The following is a 14421-nucleotide window of genomic DNA, read 5'->3' as shown; positions in this document are numbered from 1 at the left end:
TCAGTCTGTTTTACGACAAAGGCGCACCCCGCTTATAGCAGAGGTGCGCCCGCGAGAAGGCTTACTTGACAGTCGCGCCGAAGTCGGCAGTCAGGGTCGCGCCAGCACCCAGAGCGTCAGGCAGGTTGTTGCCGTCCGTGTCGGCAGCCACGCAGATGACGGTTCCGGCAGCCAGCCCAGCAGTGGGAGCAGTGGCGCTCCAGGTTCCGCCGTTCACGCGGTAGATGGTCTTGCTGGGAGCAGGGTTCAGGGCGATGCTGGCGAAGGTGGTGTTGGTGGGCACCGTATCGCACAGGCTGAAGTTGCTGACGGGCGTGTTGTAGTTGTTCTTGCCGATAATCTTGTAGCTGATGGTCTGGCCGGGCAGCGCACCGTTGGCACCGGTGGCCGTGTAATCGGCGGGGTTGTCGATCCCGTTGACGGGGTTGCTTGCCGGAGCGACACCGCTCTTGGCGACGAACTTGGCGACAGCGATGCTGCCCGCCGGAGCGACGCGGATGATGTCGTTGTTGTCGGTCATGGTGATGGTGCTGTAGTTGCCGACAGCGGTCTGGTTAACCGTGTAGTCACCGGCGGTCTGGCCAGCAGGCACGTCCACGACGGCGAAGACCTTGACTTCGGCACCGGGAGCCACGACAGGAGTGATGAACTTGTTGTAGTCGGGGCTGGTCGCATCGTTGCTGACGCGGGGCAGCAGGGAGCCGTCCTCGGCGTAGTACAGCACGGGCACGGTGGTGCCGCCGAAGTCCACGCTGCCGCTGAGGGTAAAGCTGTCGTTGTACTGGCCGTTGTTGGCGACGTCCATGGGGAACACGGCGGTGCGGTCACCAGGGTTGGCAGTCGTGCCGCTTCCGTCGGGGCTGTTGATTCCATTGGTTGCCGTGGGGCTGCCCGTCGTGCCGGGATTCACGGTCTGCACGGGGGCATCGTTGACTGCACCCTGCTCCGGGGTGGTGTCGCCGAACTGCGCGGCGGGCGGCAGGATGGTGTTGGTGGTGGTGCTGTTGGACACCACGTCGGCGTCCTTAAGCGAGTCGGCACCGATCTTCACGGTGACAGGCTGGATGGGGTCGCTGTCGTTGGTGTCGGGGTAAGTGACTTCGGTGCGGTACACGGCGGTAGAGCCGTTGGGCACGTTCACGGTGGGGTAGGTGGCCTTGGTGGGGTCGGTGGCATCCGTCGAAACGGGGATGGGCTGCCCGGTGATGGGGTCGAGGAAGCGCACGGTCACGCCGGTGGTGCTGTTGGTGAAGGTGCCGGTGTTGGGGTCGAAGGTGTAGGCGGGGTCGGGGGTACCGTCAGCCAGCGCGGGGAACAGTTGCACCTTGTCGGCGGCTCCACCCGTGTTGGTCAGGGTGTTGGTGAACACCACGGTGTCAGGGGTGGTGTTGGTGTCGGCCTTGGGGTAAGCAATCTGCACGTCACCCGACACGTTGGGGGCGATGGGCGTACCGCCTGGGGTGGGGTCGCCAGCAGGCGCAGAGGGGGTGACATAGCCGGGGGTGTTGACGACGGGGGTGTTGTCGCCAGTGGTGCCCACGGGCAGGGTGGGGACGTCCACCGACGTGACCGGGGGAATCTTGGTGGTGTCGGTGATGGGGTTGCCAGCGCTGTCCACAGGGGTGGTGGTGCTGGTGTTGGGGTTGTTGTCGAGCGCGGGAGCGTAGACCGTCACCTTGGTGAACTGGAGGTCGGTGTTGGCGGCCTTGTCCTCTTCCAGGAGGGTGGTGCCGGTAGGCACGCCGTTGCCGGGCTGGGTCAGCAGGTCGGTGCTGGCCGTACCGCTCACGCTACCTTCGGGCGAAGCACCGAAGACGCTGGTGGGAGAAATCTTGGTGGGGTCGCTGGGCAGCGTGATGACTTGGACAAACTTCACGAGGCCTTCGTCAGCGGTGGTAGCGGGGTTGTCCGCCGCCACGGTGACCGCGCTGCCAGCAGGGATTTCTGCGCCACGGCTACCGTCGGCGTTGACGTAGTAGTACTTCACAGTCTGACCGTCGGCGCTGCCGGTGGTATCGTCGTTCAGCACGACGTCCAGAGCGACGTTACCCGTGTTGACGATGCTGTAGGCCGTCGAGATGACCTGACCGGGGGTTGCGCCCGTCACGACCTTGGGAGTGTTGTCCAGCGTGTTGCCGTCCGCCGTGCCGTCGGTGTACACGATGTCGAAACCGGGCTTGGGCAGCACCGTGGTGTTGACGGTGTTCGAGGTGGCGGTCAGGGGCGTGGTGCTGGTGGGGTTGGTGGGGTCGGTGAATTCAGCCGAGGCGGTGTTGCTGATGGTGGTGCCAGCGGTGGTTTCGGTGGTGGCCGCAGAAGCGGCGCCGGCGGCGAGAGCAGCCATCAGGGCGAGAACTTTGGTGTTGAGTTTCATTTCATATCCTCCTGGCAGAGACCTCTACCGGGTCTGAGCAGCAATGGGTCAGTGAAGAGTGAGGCTTAGCGGACCTTGATACGGAAACCGACTTTCTTTTCGGCTTTGGCGTCAAGGGTGGGAAGGGTCCAACGCACGACGTTGTACTCGTTGGGGCTGGCGACGACTTCGCGGGTCACGGTCTTGCCGTTTTCGGTCACCGTCACCCGGCGCTTGGGCTGCGCAGAAAAGGTCTTGCCGCCGTCAATCGAGTATTCGGCAGGCACCGCCGAGTTCAGCGCTTCGGGACCGACATAAACCGTTCCCTTGGGCACCGGCAGCCTGACCACGACATTGCGGAACGTCTTGTCAGACAGGTTGCGGGCCGTGACCACTTGGCTCAAGGTGGCCCCCGGAAGCACGTCCTTGGGGTTGGGGGTCAGTTTCTCGACCACCTTGTCCCCGTTCTTGACCGTGGTCACGAGGCTCTGCTGCAGGGTCAGGCTAATCGGGCTGCTGCCCTGTGCCAGTGCTGCGCCCGCAGGCAGAGTCAGCAGAAGCAAAAGAGTTTGAGGTTTCATATCGGCTCCTTACGCACGTCACATCGGGGGCTGCTCTCCGCAGGCAAGCCTCAGCGACAGGCATAGCTTAAGGAGCAGCATCTTACATGCGGCTTACCGCTCACGCAGCCGGAAATGGTCGGTCGGCTCACGGTTTTGGGGGCGTTTCTCCCCCTTACGCCTCTCCGAGGCTCAGAGACTCATCAAAAAGGGTCCCCTCCCATCCTTCTCACAACACGGCAGCAGCATGAAAAACCTCTCTTTTAGATGATGTGGCGGTGCTCTGGCGCTGGTTGGGCATGCCTGCCCCCGTTCAGGGGGAGTGCTGGGGTGCCGGGCCGGGCAACCTTACAAATTCTGACAACCATCTGCGGCATGCTGGGGGAGACTAGGGGGCGAAGACTATGGTACGCATCACGCGCTACAGCAAATTTGAAGGCGAACTTGACCAACTCGAGTCCTCCGAACTGATGCAGATGATTCAGGAGGCGCTGCTGGGCCAGGGCATGAACGACCCCTGGGACCCCGACCCCAACGCCCGGCCCACGATGGACGACCTGTTCGACGCCATTCTGGAGGCGCTGGCCGAGCGCAACATGATTCCCGAAGAGCAACTGCTCGAAGCCTTGCAGTCCGACGACGTGCGCGAAACCGCGCTGGGCCAGCAGATTGAGCGGCTGATGGACAAGTTGCAGCAAGACGGTTTCATCCGCAAGGAATTCGACGACGACAGCGGGCAGGGCGGCGGTGCGGGCGACCCTGGGCAGTCCACCTTTCAACTCACCGACAAGAGCATCGACTTTCTGGGCTACAAGTCGCTACGTGACCTGATGGGGGGCCTGGGCCGCTCCAGCGCAGGCGCACACGACACCCGCGAGTACGCCAGCGGCGTGGAAATGACGGGCGAACTCAAGAATTACGAGTTCGGCGACACCCTCAACCTGGACACCACCGCCACGCTGGGCAACGTGATTTCCAAGGGCTTCGACCAGCTGGAGGAATCGGATCTGGTGATTCGGCAAGCCGAGTACAACTCCTCGGCGGCGACGGTGGTGCTGCTCGACTGCTCGCACTCCATGATTCTTTACGGCGAGGACCGGTTTACACCCGCCAAACAGGTCGCCTTGGCCCTCGCGCACCTTATTCGGACGCAGTACCCCGGCGATACGGTCAAGTTCGTGCTGTTCCACGACAGCGCCGAGGAAGTGCCGATTTCCAAGCTGGCGCAGGCGCAAATCGGGCCTTACCACACCAACACGGCGGGCGGGCTGCGGCTGGCCCAGCAACTCCTCAAGCGTGAAAACAAGGACATGAAGCAGATCGTGATGATTACCGACGGCAAACCCTCGGCCCTCACGCTGCCCGACGGACGCATCTACAAAAATCCGTATGGCCTCGACCCCTACGTGCTGGGCACCACCCTGCGCGAAGTCGCCAACTGCCGCCGCAGCGGAATTCAGATCAACACCTTCATGCTCGCCCGTGACCCCGAACTGGTCGGTTTCGTGCAGCGGGTCTCGGAAATGACGCGGGGCAAGGCGTATTTCACGACTCCGCAGAACATCGGGCAGTACGTGTTGCAGGACTTCATGACCAACAAAACCAAAGTGATGAACTGAGGGGAGGGAAAAGGGTGGAGAGTCAAGGGCTTGGCCCTTTGCCCTCCACCCTCTACTCTTCCCGCTCCACAATAGTTCCCGCCGTGTCTATCGGGAAATCCTGCACGCGGCCTTCCAGCCCGTTTTTCTTCATCACGCCGCTGAGGTAACCGTGCAGTGTCGCCGTGCTCTGCCGCTGGTCGTGGAAGCACAGCACCGTCGGCCCCGCGCCGGAGAGGGCCGCGCCCAGAGCGCCGTATTCGTGGGCGTGTTCGAGGATGTCACTCAGCCCCGGCACCAGCGGCGCCCGCCAGACCTGATGCACGTAGTCCTGCATGGCGTGGCGCAGCAGGTCGAGTCGCCCCTGCGACAGTGCCGCCGCCAGCAAAGCTGCATGTGACAAGGCGTGAACCGTGTCGGCGCGGCTGTACTCGCGGGGCAGCACGGCGCGGGCCTTGCTGGTCGAAAGCTCGAAGTCGGGAATCAGCACCGTGACGCCGAGGTGCGCGGGCGGGTCGAGCCGCACGTAATGGGTGCCGAGCTTGTCGAGTGTGGCGACCACGATGCCGCCGAACAGGGCCGGGGCCACGTTGTCGGGGTGGCCTTCTTCCCGCGCCGTCACGTCCAGCAGCGCCTCGTCGTCCAGCGGGCGGCCCAGCAGCTCGTTGCCCGCCACCACGCCCGCGACCAGGGCCGCCGCGCTGCTGCCCAGGCCCCGTGCCAGCGGCACTTCAGTCTCGATTTCGATGCGGGCAGGCGGAAGGTCACGTCCCACCCGCCGCGCTGCCAGCAGCATGGCCCGGTAGACATAGTTGCTCTCGTCGGCGGGCGTGCCTTCCAGTTCCGGCCCCAGCGGAACGATCTCGGTCACGTCCTGCGAGGTCACGCGCAAGGTGGTGTAGAGCGGCACGCTCAGGCCCAAGCTGTCGAAGCCGGGGCCGAGGTTGGCGCTTGACGCGGGCGCACGGACGGTAAACCTCGCGCCGCTCATGCCTGCGCCGCCTGGAATACGGGCGCGGCGGTCTTGTTCGGCCACTGGAGCCTCAGGGTCTTTTCGGGTACGCGCAGTCCGGACATGTTCTCTCCTGTCGCCCCGCAGGGCAGGTACAGTCATCCTAGCGGGCGACGCGGTCAGAACCGTTGCGTCGGACAAGACAGGGACACCGCTGGACGAGCCCTTGTCATAAAGCGGCGTCAGAAATGAGGGGTGCCTCTGCCCACAATCCCACCTCTACCGCTCAAGTATTTGCGGGACATCCATCCCTCGTTGGTGAGGCGCTTAGAAAGTGTGCCAGTCTACGATGTCGAGGGGGGGTACAACCCATGCTCCTAAGCACAGCAACAGGAAGAAAGCCCTCGCTCGGCGGTTTTCTTTCATTTTCGCCTTGACATACGGAGGACAGGAACATGGGTTGGATTATTACGATTTTGGTTGGTGCACTTTGCGGCTGGCTCGCCAGCATGATCATGAAAACGGACGCCCAGCAGGGCGCAGTCGCCAACATTCTGATCGGTATCGTGGGCGCTTTGCTCGCTCAGTTCGTTTTCGGTGACCTGCTGCGTATCGGCGGCTCCTACGCCGCTGGCAACGGGTTCAACTTCCTCAGCATCGTCTGGGGCGTGATCGGCAGCGTCATCCTGATCGCCATCCTCAAGGCCCTCAAGATTCTGCGCTGAGTCCTACGCCAATTCGCCAGGCTTCTCCCGTTTGGGGAGCCTGGCGAATTTTTTTTGGCTCAGCTTCAGGTTTCGGCTGGGCTCTTGCGGGATTCCGGCAGAAAACTCGCAACCAGCAAGAGCAGCGTGCCGCCGACGACGCACATGTCGGCGATGTTGAAAATGGGAAAGCGGCTGCCGTTGATGGCCTCGGTCACGGCGCTCAGGATGGGCGAGTGAATCATGTCGGTCACTTTGCCCTGGCGCAGTCCGTCTATGGCGTTGCCGATGGCCCCTGCCGCAATCATGGACAGCACCACCGTCAGAAAGCGGCCCTGCGGTTTCCACAGCAGGTAGCCCAGGATGCCGCATCCCACCAGCATTCGTCCCAGCGCCAGCACGCCCGCGCTGCCGCTGAACATGCTCCAGGCCGCGCCCGTATTGTAGGTCAGTTCCCAGTCCACCAGCCCCGGAATAAACGGAATCGGGTCGGCTCCCTGAAGCAGATTCCCCACGGCCCAGGCCTTGAGCCACTGGTCGAGCGCAACCAGAAGCAGCGTCAGGACAATCGGAAACCAGAGGGGAAAGCGGCGCAGGGCGGTCACACCGGGCAGTATACGGGTCACCTTCTGAGGGCCGTGAACGCGGCACAATAGGGGATATGGCAAATGTTGAATCCTTCGACCTCGACCACACCAAAGTCAAGGCTCCCTATGTCCGCTTGGCAGGCGTGAAAACCACCCCCAAGGGCGACCAGATTTCCAAATACGACCTGCGCTTCTTGCAACCCAACCAGGCCACCATTGACCCCGCCGCGCTGCACACGCTGGAGCACCTGCTGGCGGGCTACATGCGCGACCACCTGGAAAACGTGGTGGACGTGTCCCCGATGGGCTGCCGCACGGGAATGTACATGGCAGTGATTGGCGAACCCGACGAGCAGGGCGTGATGCAGGCGTTTGAAAAGGCGCTGAAAGACACGGCTGACCATGACCGCCCCATTCCTGGCGTGAGCGAACTGGAATGCGGCAACTACCGCGACCACGACCTGAACGCCGCCCGGCAACACGCCCGCGACGTGCTGACTCAGGGGCTGAAGGTGCAGGAGACGGTGCTGCTGGAACGCTGACGGCTGGGGGCAGATGGCAGGTGGCTTTTGAAGGAGGGCCATCTGCCATCTGCTTTTGGCTACCGGCCTACCCAGCTTACAAACAACCTAACGGGCGTTAGGTAGAATGTCGTCATCTCAAAATGGAGGTGTCGTCATGACCCAGCCCAAGCACATTTCCGCAGGGGAAACCGCCGAGCAGCACGCCGCTTTCGAGGCCCGTATCGTGCGAGGCGAGAAAATCGAACCGGGCGACTGGATGCCCGCCGAGTACCGCCGCCAGCTCATCCGCATGATTTCGCAGCACGCCCACTCCGAAGTCGTCGGGATGCTTCCCGAAGGCGAGTGGATCGACAAAGCGCCGACGCTGAGGCGCAAAACCATCCTGCTGGCGAAGGTGCAGGACGAGGCGGGTCACGGCCAGTACCTTTACCACGCCGCCGAAACACTGGGGATTTCCCGCGAGGAGATGACCGAGGCGCTGCTGACCCGTAAGGCCAAATACTCTTCCATCTTCAACTACCCCACCATGAATTGGGCCGACGTGGGCATGATCGGCTGGCTGGTGGACGGCGCCGCCATCAAGAACCAGACCATGCTGGCGGGCTGCTCCTACGGCCCCTACAGCCGCGCAATGGTTCGTATTTGCAGCGAAGAAACCTTCCACCACAAGCAGGGCAAGGAAATGATCGTGCTGTACGCCCAGGGCACGCCCGAGCAAAAGCGGATGGCGCAAGACGCCCTGAACCGCTGGTGGTGGCCCGCCCTGATGATGCTGGGGCCGCACGATGCCGACAGCCCCAACACGGGGGTTCTCAGCAAATGGGGCATCAAGCTCAAGACCAACGACGAGGTGCGCCAGGAGTTCCTCAACGAACACGCCCCCGAACTGATCGAAGCGGGCCTGACCATCCCCGACCCCGCACTGCACCAGGACGCGGACGGCAACTGGAAGCACGGCCCGATCAACTGGGACGAGTTCTGGGCCGTGATTAAGGGCGAGCGGGGGCTGGGCGATGAGCGGCTGGCCACCCGTCAGGCCGCGCAGGACGAGGGCGCTTGGGTGCGTGAGGCGCTGGAAGCTTATATGCAGCGCAGGGGCGCGGAAGCGGCGGACTGAAATTAAAAACCCCTCACCCCTGCCTGACGGCAGGCCCTCTCCCCTGGTAGAGGGTCATTTCTCCCTCTCCTGGGGGAGAGGGCCTTGCAAAGCAAGAGGTGAGGGGTCTTTTTACTGGAGAAGACAACATGACCCAACCCAACCCCGATACCCAATGGCCCCGCTGGGAAGTCTTCAAGCAGGACACCGACAAGCGCCCCTATCAGGCGGTGGGCAGCGTCCACGCGGGCGACCCCGAGCACGCGCTGCTGACCGCCCGCAACGTCTTTGTGCGCCGCCCCGCTGCCGTGAGCCTGTGGGCCGTGCGCGAAGAAGACATTCTGACCGCCACCCCCGAAGAACTCGCGGGCAAGCCGCAGCTTTTGCAGACGGCGGGCGCAGCAGGCACCTACCACGTCGGTGTGAAGAAGTCGCACAAACGCTCCATGACCTTCGTGGATTTGGTCGGCACGGTGGAGGCTACGGGCGCAGGCGACGCGCTGAAGCAGGCGCAGGAAGCACACGCCGACGCGCTGGCGTGGCTGGTCTTTCCCGACAGCGCCAAAGTCGCCACCGCTGACGACGCGGGCACGGTCGAAAGCTGGTTTGCCCCCGCCGCCGAGAAAACCTACAAGCAGCAACAGTACTACGGCACCATCGGCAGGCACATCTCGGAATTCAAGCGCGAGGGGCTGATTCCCAGTCGCCAGAGGGGAGAACAATGACACTGACTGGCACGCAAAAAGAAGCCCTGATTCGCAAGCTGACCGCCCTTGCCGACGACGAAATCATTCTGGCGCACCGTGACGGCGAATGGACGGGCCACGCGCCGATCCTGGAAGAGGACATCGCTCTTGCCAACATCGCGCAGGACGAACTGGGCCACGCGCTGCTGTACTTGGGCCTGCGCTCCGAGCTGGACGGCTCCGACCCTGACCGCGTCGCCATGTTCCGCAAGGCCGCCGAGTACACCAACACCCGCTTGGTAGAACTTCCCAAAGGCGACTGGGCCACCACGATGGTGAGGCAATTCCTGTACGACGCTTATGAGGCGCTGTGGCTGGAAGCGGCCGCCCAAAGCACTTACACGCCGCTGGCGGAAGTCGCACAGAAGGCGCTACGCGAGGAAAAATTCCACCTGCAACACACCGCGCTGTGGGTCGAGCGTTTGGCCCTCGGCACCGAAGAAAGCCAGAGGCGCACGCAAAAGGCACTGGAAGAATTGTGGCCTTATGCGGCGCAACTGTTCCAGACGGTAGAGGGCGAGGCCGAACTGGTGGAGGCAGGCATTCTCCCCGACATTGCCGCCGTGCGCGGGCGCTGGGAAGCCCTGATGGTACGCCACCTGCAAGACAAATGCGCCCTGCGGATGTCCCGCGAAGCCTTCCCTGGCCCCAGCCGCGAAAATCACACCGAGCACCTCGTCCCGCTGCTGGCAACGATGCAGAAAGTGGCGCGGGAAGTGCCGAACGCGGAGAGCTGGTGATAGTTGATGGTCAATGGTTGATGGACAAAGAGGCCGAACCATCAACCATCAACCATCAACTATCAACCATCTGGGCGGCCCTCGCCCAAGTCCCCGACCCCGAAATCCCCGTCGTTTCCATCGTGGACATGGGCATGGTGCGCGAGGTGGAAGTGGACGGCGAGCGCGTGAGCGTGACCTTTACGCCCACCTTCAGCGGTTGCCCCGCGCTGCATGTGATTCGCCAGAGCATTGAGGACGCCGTGCGTGGGCTGGGCGTGCAGGACGTGGAAGTCAGAAGCACGCTTACGCCCCCGTGGACCACCGACGCGATTTTGCCCGACGCCCGCGAACGCCTGCGCCAGTACGGGATTGCGCCGCCTGCCCCCGCTGGTGAGATGCTGCTGACGCTGGAGCCAGAGCCGACCCGTTGCCCCCGCTGCGGCAGCTTTGACGTGAACCTGACCGCCTCTTTCGGCTCCACGCTGTGCAAGCGGCTGTATGTGTGCGGCAGTTGCAAAGAGCCGTTCGAGGGTTTTAAGAGCGTTTGAGTGGGAGTGAAACGTGAAGCCCTCAACCCCGCCCCAGCCTGAGCAGAAGGGAGTAAGGAAATGGGGTGTCAAATCTGCCAGAATAATAATTGATTCTGTTATTAACAGAAAGGAGGGGAAAGATGACTGAGCTTAAAATTCGTATCACTGGTGTACAAGATGGGTCGGAAGTCTCGCCCCTAAATGCCCCACTCAAAGAGGTTAGGGATGTCCTAGACGCCCTTTACAAACTGATTGATTCTACTGATGAGAGTGATACCGACGTGACAGTGCGATTTGAGCGTGGTTCTCTCGCAGTCGTCACACCACTACCTATCACGACAGCCGCACAACTTGCGTATGCAGCCCTACAACCCCAGTTGAGAATAGGAGAACCCTATCACCAGTTCGTCACGTCCCTTGAGAGGACGTCCAAGCGTGGACGTTTGAATATGAGCGTAGAGCGTGACGATGTACGTTTAGTCTCAATCGGGCACGAGACTGGAGCCAATCTGCACACGTTGGAACCGCGCTGGGTGAAAACAACACTCAGCATTACAGGCGAAATCGTCAATATGGGGGGAAAGAATCCCAACATTCATGTCCAAGCAGCAGATACGGGCGATACCCATATTATCGCCATTGATCGCCGTAGTGTGCAGGAATTGCGTCTGTACCACCGTTACGTTTTCGACGTCCAAGCTGAGCAGACCTTTGACGAAGGGCGCAAGTTGCGAAATCTGAAATACCGTTCGCATCTCACTTACCCTAAGCGCCTGAGTTTGCAAGAGATGATTGAGCGCGAAGCTCCCAAATGGGCAGACGTTGAGAATCCCGATGAATGGCTCAGTCAACTCAGGGGTAGTCGTGACTACAATTGAGTTGCCCGTTAGTTGTTTGATTGACACTACTTATCTCGTCCATTTGATGAACCCTAAGGCAGAGCATCACGCTCATGCATTTGCTTATACCCAAGCTTTGCAGGCTGGTCGAACCCGCTTTTACCTGCCGACATTAGTGATGGCAGAGTATGCCGTCAGAGGAAAGCGTGAAGGTGTAGAAGCCATTTTAGGGGGGTTGAATCCCGAGATTTGCGGATTTGATATGTCTGCCGCCTTGCGATATGCGGAACTCACACAGCTTCACCCTACAATCTTCAAAGTTCCAGTTCCTGAAAAAGAGCGTAGTGTGATTGATTTGATGCTCGTTGCGATTGCCGACACTTTAGGTGTAGAAAGCGTCATCACCTGCGATAAAAATATTTGTGGTCAGTTTAGAGCAGGAACATCGTTGACCGCTCTGGATATTCGTAAACCGATTACCGAACTTTTCCCTCTGTGGCATACAGAGGAAGGCTAACCATTGCCGAGGAAACTCCATGACCAATCCCCCATCCCAAATCCTCCGCCCCGCCTCTTACGTTTACGGGCAGTGGCACGCCAACCCCGAAGGCCAAACCCTGCTTGACGCCGTGTATGGCCGCCCCGTCGCCGTGATTTCCTCCGAGGGCGTGGACTTTGACCAGGCGCTGGCCTATGGGCGTGAAAAGGGCGCGGCGATTCGCAAACTGACCTTCCACACGCGGGCGCGAATGCTGCGGGCGCTGGCAACCTACCTGATGGAGCGCAAAGAGGACTACTACGCCCTCAACGCGCTGACCGGGGCCACGCGGCGCGACGGCTGGGTGGACATTGAAGGCGGCATCGGCACACTGTTCGCGTACAGCAGCATGGCACGGCGCGAACTGCCCGACGAGCGCTTTTTGCCCGATGGCAAGGTGGAAACGCTGGGCAAAGGCGGCACCTTCATGGCCCGTCACCTTCTGGTGCCGCGTGAGGGCGTGGCGGTGCAGATCAACGCCTACAACTTTCCCATCTGGGGCATGCTGGAAAAATTTGCGCCGTCGTTCATCGCGGGGATGCCCAGCCTGGTGAAACCCGCGCCGCAGACCGCGTACCTGGCCGAGCGGATGGTGCGCGACATCGTGGCGTCGGGCATCTTGCCGGAAGGGGCGCTGCAACTGGTCACGGGTGAGCCAGGCGACCTGCTTGACCACCTGGAAGAACAGGACATGCTGGCCTTCACGGGGTCGGCGGCGACAGCCAACAAGCTGCGCGTACACCCCAACATCGTGGCCCGCGCCGTGCCCTTCAGCGTGGAGGCCGACAGCCTGAATGCCTCCGTGCTGGGCCTGAGCGTGAAGCCCGAAGACCCCGAATTTGCCCTGTTCGTGAAGGAAGTCGCCCGCGAGATGACGGGCAAGGCGGGCCAGAAATGCACCGCCATCCGCCGCCCGCTGGTGCCGCGTCACATGGTAGATGCTGTAGTGGACGCACTGAAAAAGGAGCTGGCGAAGGTGACGGTAGGCGACCCCGCCCGCGACGACGTGCGAATGGGCGCACTGGTCAGCGTGGAGCAGCGCCAGCGCGTGCGCGAGACGCTGGAAAAGCTCAAGCAGGACGCCGAAATCGTGATTGGTGGCGAGTCCGAGCTGCTGGGCGGCGACCGCGAGAAAGGCGCATTCCTTGACCCCACACTGCTTCTGTGCCGCGACCCGCTGACCGTGAAGGGGCCGCACGAACTGGAAGCCTTCGGGCCAGTGGCGACCCTGATGCCCTACGACACGCTGGACGACGCCATCAAACTGGCGAAAATGGGACGCGGAAGCCTGGCCGCCTCCGTCATCACGCATGACCGCAGCGAGGCTACCGAGTTGGTGCTGGGCATCGCCAGTACGCACGGGCGAGTGCTGGTGCTCAACCGTGACGACGCGAAGGAAAGCACGGGCCACGGTTCGCCGCTGCCTCAGCTCCTGCACGGTGGCCCTGGTCGGGCGGGTGGCGGCGCGGAACTGGCGGGCCTGGCGGGCGTCAAGCACCACATGAACAAGGTGGCGGTGCAGGCCGACCCCACCACCCTCGCCGCCATTACCCGCGAGCACGTCCCCGGCGCGGCGGTGCACGAGGACGTGGTTCACCCCTTCCGCAAGACCTTCGACCAGATTCAGGTCGGCGACAGCCTGCTGACCCACCGCCGCACCGTGACCGAGGCCGACATCGTGAACTTTGCTGCGCTCACGGGTGACCATTTTTATGCCCATGTGGACGACATTGGCGCGAAAGAAGGGATTTTTGGCAAGCGGGTGGCGCACGGCTATTTCCTGATTTCCGCCGCCGCTGGGCAATTTGTTTCGCCCGCGCCTGGGCCGGTGCTGGCAAACTACGGGCTGGAAAACCTGCGCTTTGTGGAGCCTGTGGGCATCGGCGACACCATCCGCACCCGCCTGACCTGCAAGCGCAAGATTCGCAAGGACCTGCGCCCCGGCGAGACGCGCCCGACGGGGGTCGTAGAATGGCACGCCGAAATCCGTAATCAGGACGAGGTGCTGGTAGCGACCTACGACATCCTGACGCTGGTGGAACGCGGGCGGGATGAGTTTGATCCGGTGGAGGATGCAGGAAGGGAAGGAGGGAAGGCGTAAGCATGGAATTACTTCAGCTTCTGGAGGAATGCGGCGGTATTCGGCGCGGCCTGACACACTTCCGCAACGGTCTTTACAGCAACGGCTGGATTGAGAAGGGAAGTGTGTTCAGGCACCCAGCACTACTTGACATGGTGGCCCAGGAGCAGGCGAAAGCCATAGCTCAGGCCTTTCCAGGAGCGACTTTGGTGGTCGGTGCGCCTGCGTGCGGGGCGGTACTGGCCTCTTTTGTTGCGCGGCACCTGGGTAAAGCGGTGGCTTATCTGTCTTTGCACCCTGAACCTGTCTGGCACCGCATGAATATCCCCGCGATACCAGAAAAGGTCGTCTACGTGGACGATTTAATTTGTACGGGCACAGATGCCCGCGCTGCACTGGCTTTTCTGAGGGGCCAGGGGCACGAGATTCTGGGTGTTTCAGCGTGGATCAGTCGTGCCGGAATGCAAGGTGAAAAGCTGATGACGCTCGCCCAGGCCCCCTTTCGCAACTTCGCCAGAGAAGATTTGCCTGCCGCAGCTAAGTACAAGGAACTTAACGATTAGACTTAGGCATGGCTCGACCTGCTCGACGT

15 protein-coding genes are annotated in these 14421 nt (G+C 61.9%); 11 read left to right on the top strand and 4 right to left on the bottom strand.

Translation table 11 applies throughout. The features are described 5' to 3' along the window. Positions 1-61: 61 nt before the first annotated feature. Positions 62-2374, bottom strand: a complete 2313-nt coding sequence (locus Q4C89_RS04975) for a hypothetical protein (protein WP_303101499.1) — start codon at positions 2372-2374, stop codon at positions 62-64. Between the two features lie 65 nt (positions 2375-2439). Continuing rightward, positions 2440-2934 carry a hypothetical protein gene (locus Q4C89_RS04970; protein ID WP_303101498.1) on the bottom strand — a complete coding sequence of 165 codons (495 nt, stop codon included), beginning with the start codon at positions 2932-2934 and terminating at the stop codon, positions 2440-2442. Positions 2935-3317: 383 nt separating this feature from the next. On the opposite strand from Q4C89_RS04970, the gene Q4C89_RS04965 reads away from it, so the two are divergent. Next, the gene (locus tag Q4C89_RS04965) at positions 3318-4532 is read left to right on the top strand and encodes a VWA domain-containing protein (protein WP_303101497.1); all 1215 of its coding nucleotides are present in this window, start codon (positions 3318-3320) and stop codon (positions 4530-4532) included. A gap of 52 nt (positions 4533-4584) precedes the next feature. Here Q4C89_RS04965 and thrB read toward each other — a convergent pair whose 3' ends face one another. Further along, the gene (thrB, locus tag Q4C89_RS04960) at positions 4585-5502 is read right to left on the bottom strand and encodes a homoserine kinase (RefSeq protein ID WP_303101513.1); all 918 of its coding nucleotides are present in this window, start codon (positions 5500-5502) and stop codon (positions 4585-4587) included. A 416-nt stretch (positions 5503-5918) separates the two neighbouring features. Between thrB and Q4C89_RS04955 the strand changes: the two genes are divergently transcribed. Further along, complete coding sequence (locus Q4C89_RS04955; RefSeq protein WP_303101496.1) at positions 5919-6188, top strand: GlsB/YeaQ/YmgE family stress response membrane protein; 270 nt, start codon at positions 5919-5921, stop codon at positions 6186-6188. 65 nt (positions 6189-6253) lie between these two features. Here the strand turns inward: Q4C89_RS04955 and lspA are convergent, their stop codons facing one another. Further along, complete coding sequence (gene lspA, locus Q4C89_RS04950) at positions 6254-6793, bottom strand: signal peptidase II (protein WP_303101495.1); 540 nt, start codon at positions 6791-6793, stop codon at positions 6254-6256. Positions 6794-6828: 35 nt separating this feature from the next. Between lspA and Q4C89_RS04945 the strand changes: the two genes are divergently transcribed. From Q4C89_RS04945 to Q4C89_RS04905, 9 genes are all read left to right on the top strand, one after another. Continuing rightward, positions 6829-7296 (top strand): S-ribosylhomocysteine lyase, encoded by a 468-nt coding sequence (locus Q4C89_RS04945; RefSeq protein WP_303101494.1) that lies wholly within the window; start codon positions 6829-6831, stop codon positions 7294-7296. A 136-nt stretch (positions 7297-7432) separates the two neighbouring features. After that, entirely contained in the window at positions 7433-8395 is a 963-nt protein-coding gene (paaA, locus tag Q4C89_RS04940) for a 1,2-phenylacetyl-CoA epoxidase subunit PaaA (protein WP_303101493.1), read from the top strand. Positions 8396-8523: 128 nt separating this feature from the next. Next, positions 8524-9099 carry a phenylacetic acid degradation protein gene (locus tag Q4C89_RS04935; protein WP_303101492.1) on the top strand — a complete coding sequence of 192 codons (576 nt, stop codon included), beginning with the start codon at positions 8524-8526 and terminating at the stop codon, positions 9097-9099. Beyond that, the gene (gene paaC, locus Q4C89_RS04930; RefSeq protein ID WP_303101491.1) at positions 9096-9860 is read left to right on the top strand and encodes a 1,2-phenylacetyl-CoA epoxidase subunit PaaC; all 765 of its coding nucleotides are present in this window, start codon (positions 9096-9098) and stop codon (positions 9858-9860) included. Before Q4C89_RS04935 ends, paaC begins: the two co-directional genes overlap by 4 nt. Positions 9861-9880: 20 nt before the next feature. Continuing rightward, positions 9881-10390: a 1,2-phenylacetyl-CoA epoxidase subunit PaaD gene (gene paaD / locus Q4C89_RS04925; RefSeq protein WP_303101490.1), complete on the top strand. Its 510-nt coding sequence runs from the start codon at positions 9881-9883 to the stop codon at positions 10388-10390. Between the two features lie 122 nt (positions 10391-10512). Next, complete coding sequence (locus Q4C89_RS04920; RefSeq protein ID WP_303101489.1) at positions 10513-11250, top strand: hypothetical protein; 738 nt, start codon at positions 10513-10515, stop codon at positions 11248-11250. Beyond that, a complete protein-coding gene (locus Q4C89_RS04915; RefSeq protein ID WP_303101488.1) occupies positions 11237-11728 on the top strand; it encodes a PIN domain-containing protein in 492 nt (163 codons plus the stop codon). Before Q4C89_RS04920 ends, Q4C89_RS04915 begins: the two co-directional genes overlap by 14 nt. Positions 11729-11747: 19 nt before the next feature. After that, on the top strand, positions 11748-13850 hold the full coding sequence (gene paaZ, locus Q4C89_RS04910; RefSeq protein WP_303101487.1) for a phenylacetic acid degradation bifunctional protein PaaZ: 2103 nt from the start codon (positions 11748-11750) through the stop codon (positions 13848-13850). 2 nt (positions 13851-13852) lie between these two features. Continuing rightward, a complete protein-coding gene (locus Q4C89_RS04905; RefSeq protein WP_303101486.1) occupies positions 13853-14392 on the top strand; it encodes an orotate phosphoribosyltransferase in 540 nt (179 codons plus the stop codon). The last annotated feature ends 29 nt before the right edge of the window (positions 14393-14421 follow it).

The sequence above is a fragment of the Deinococcus sp. genome (assembly GCF_030523985.1).
Taxonomy (GTDB): domain Bacteria; phylum Deinococcota; class Deinococci; order Deinococcales; family Deinococcaceae; genus Deinococcus.
This window is presented reverse-complemented; position numbering and strand designations above follow the sequence as displayed.

Excerpts from the sequence above, each read along its gene's own strand:
- Q4C89_RS04975 (WP_303101499.1), bottom strand. The coding sequence starts at position 2,374 with ATGAAACTCAACACCAAAGTTCTCGCCCTGATGGCTGCTCTCGCCGCC.
- Q4C89_RS04970 (WP_303101498.1), bottom strand. The coding sequence starts at position 2,934 with ATGAAACCTCAAACTCTTTTGCTTCTGCTGACTCTGCCTGCGGGCGCA.
- Q4C89_RS04965 (WP_303101497.1), top strand. The coding sequence starts at position 3,318 with ATGGTACGCATCACGCGCTACAGCAAATTTGAAGGCGAACTTGACCAA.
- thrB (WP_303101513.1), bottom strand. The coding sequence starts at position 5,502 with ATGAGCGGCGCGAGGTTTACCGTCCGTGCGCCCGCGTCAAGCGCCAAC.
- Q4C89_RS04955 (WP_303101496.1), top strand. The coding sequence starts at position 5,919 with ATGGGTTGGATTATTACGATTTTGGTTGGTGCACTTTGCGGCTGGCTC.
- Q4C89_RS04945 (WP_303101494.1), top strand. The coding sequence starts at position 6,829 with ATGGCAAATGTTGAATCCTTCGACCTCGACCACACCAAAGTCAAGGCT.
- paaA (WP_303101493.1), top strand. The coding sequence starts at position 7,433 with ATGACCCAGCCCAAGCACATTTCCGCAGGGGAAACCGCCGAGCAGCAC.
- Q4C89_RS04935 (WP_303101492.1), top strand. The coding sequence starts at position 8,524 with ATGACCCAACCCAACCCCGATACCCAATGGCCCCGCTGGGAAGTCTTC.
- paaC (WP_303101491.1), top strand. The coding sequence starts at position 9,096 with ATGACACTGACTGGCACGCAAAAAGAAGCCCTGATTCGCAAGCTGACC.
- paaD (WP_303101490.1), top strand. The coding sequence starts at position 9,881 with ATGGACAAAGAGGCCGAACCATCAACCATCAACCATCAACTATCAACC.
- Q4C89_RS04920 (WP_303101489.1), top strand. The coding sequence starts at position 10,513 with ATGACTGAGCTTAAAATTCGTATCACTGGTGTACAAGATGGGTCGGAA.
- paaZ (WP_303101487.1), top strand. The coding sequence starts at position 11,748 with ATGACCAATCCCCCATCCCAAATCCTCCGCCCCGCCTCTTACGTTTAC.
- Q4C89_RS04905 (WP_303101486.1), top strand. The coding sequence starts at position 13,853 with ATGGAATTACTTCAGCTTCTGGAGGAATGCGGCGGTATTCGGCGCGGC.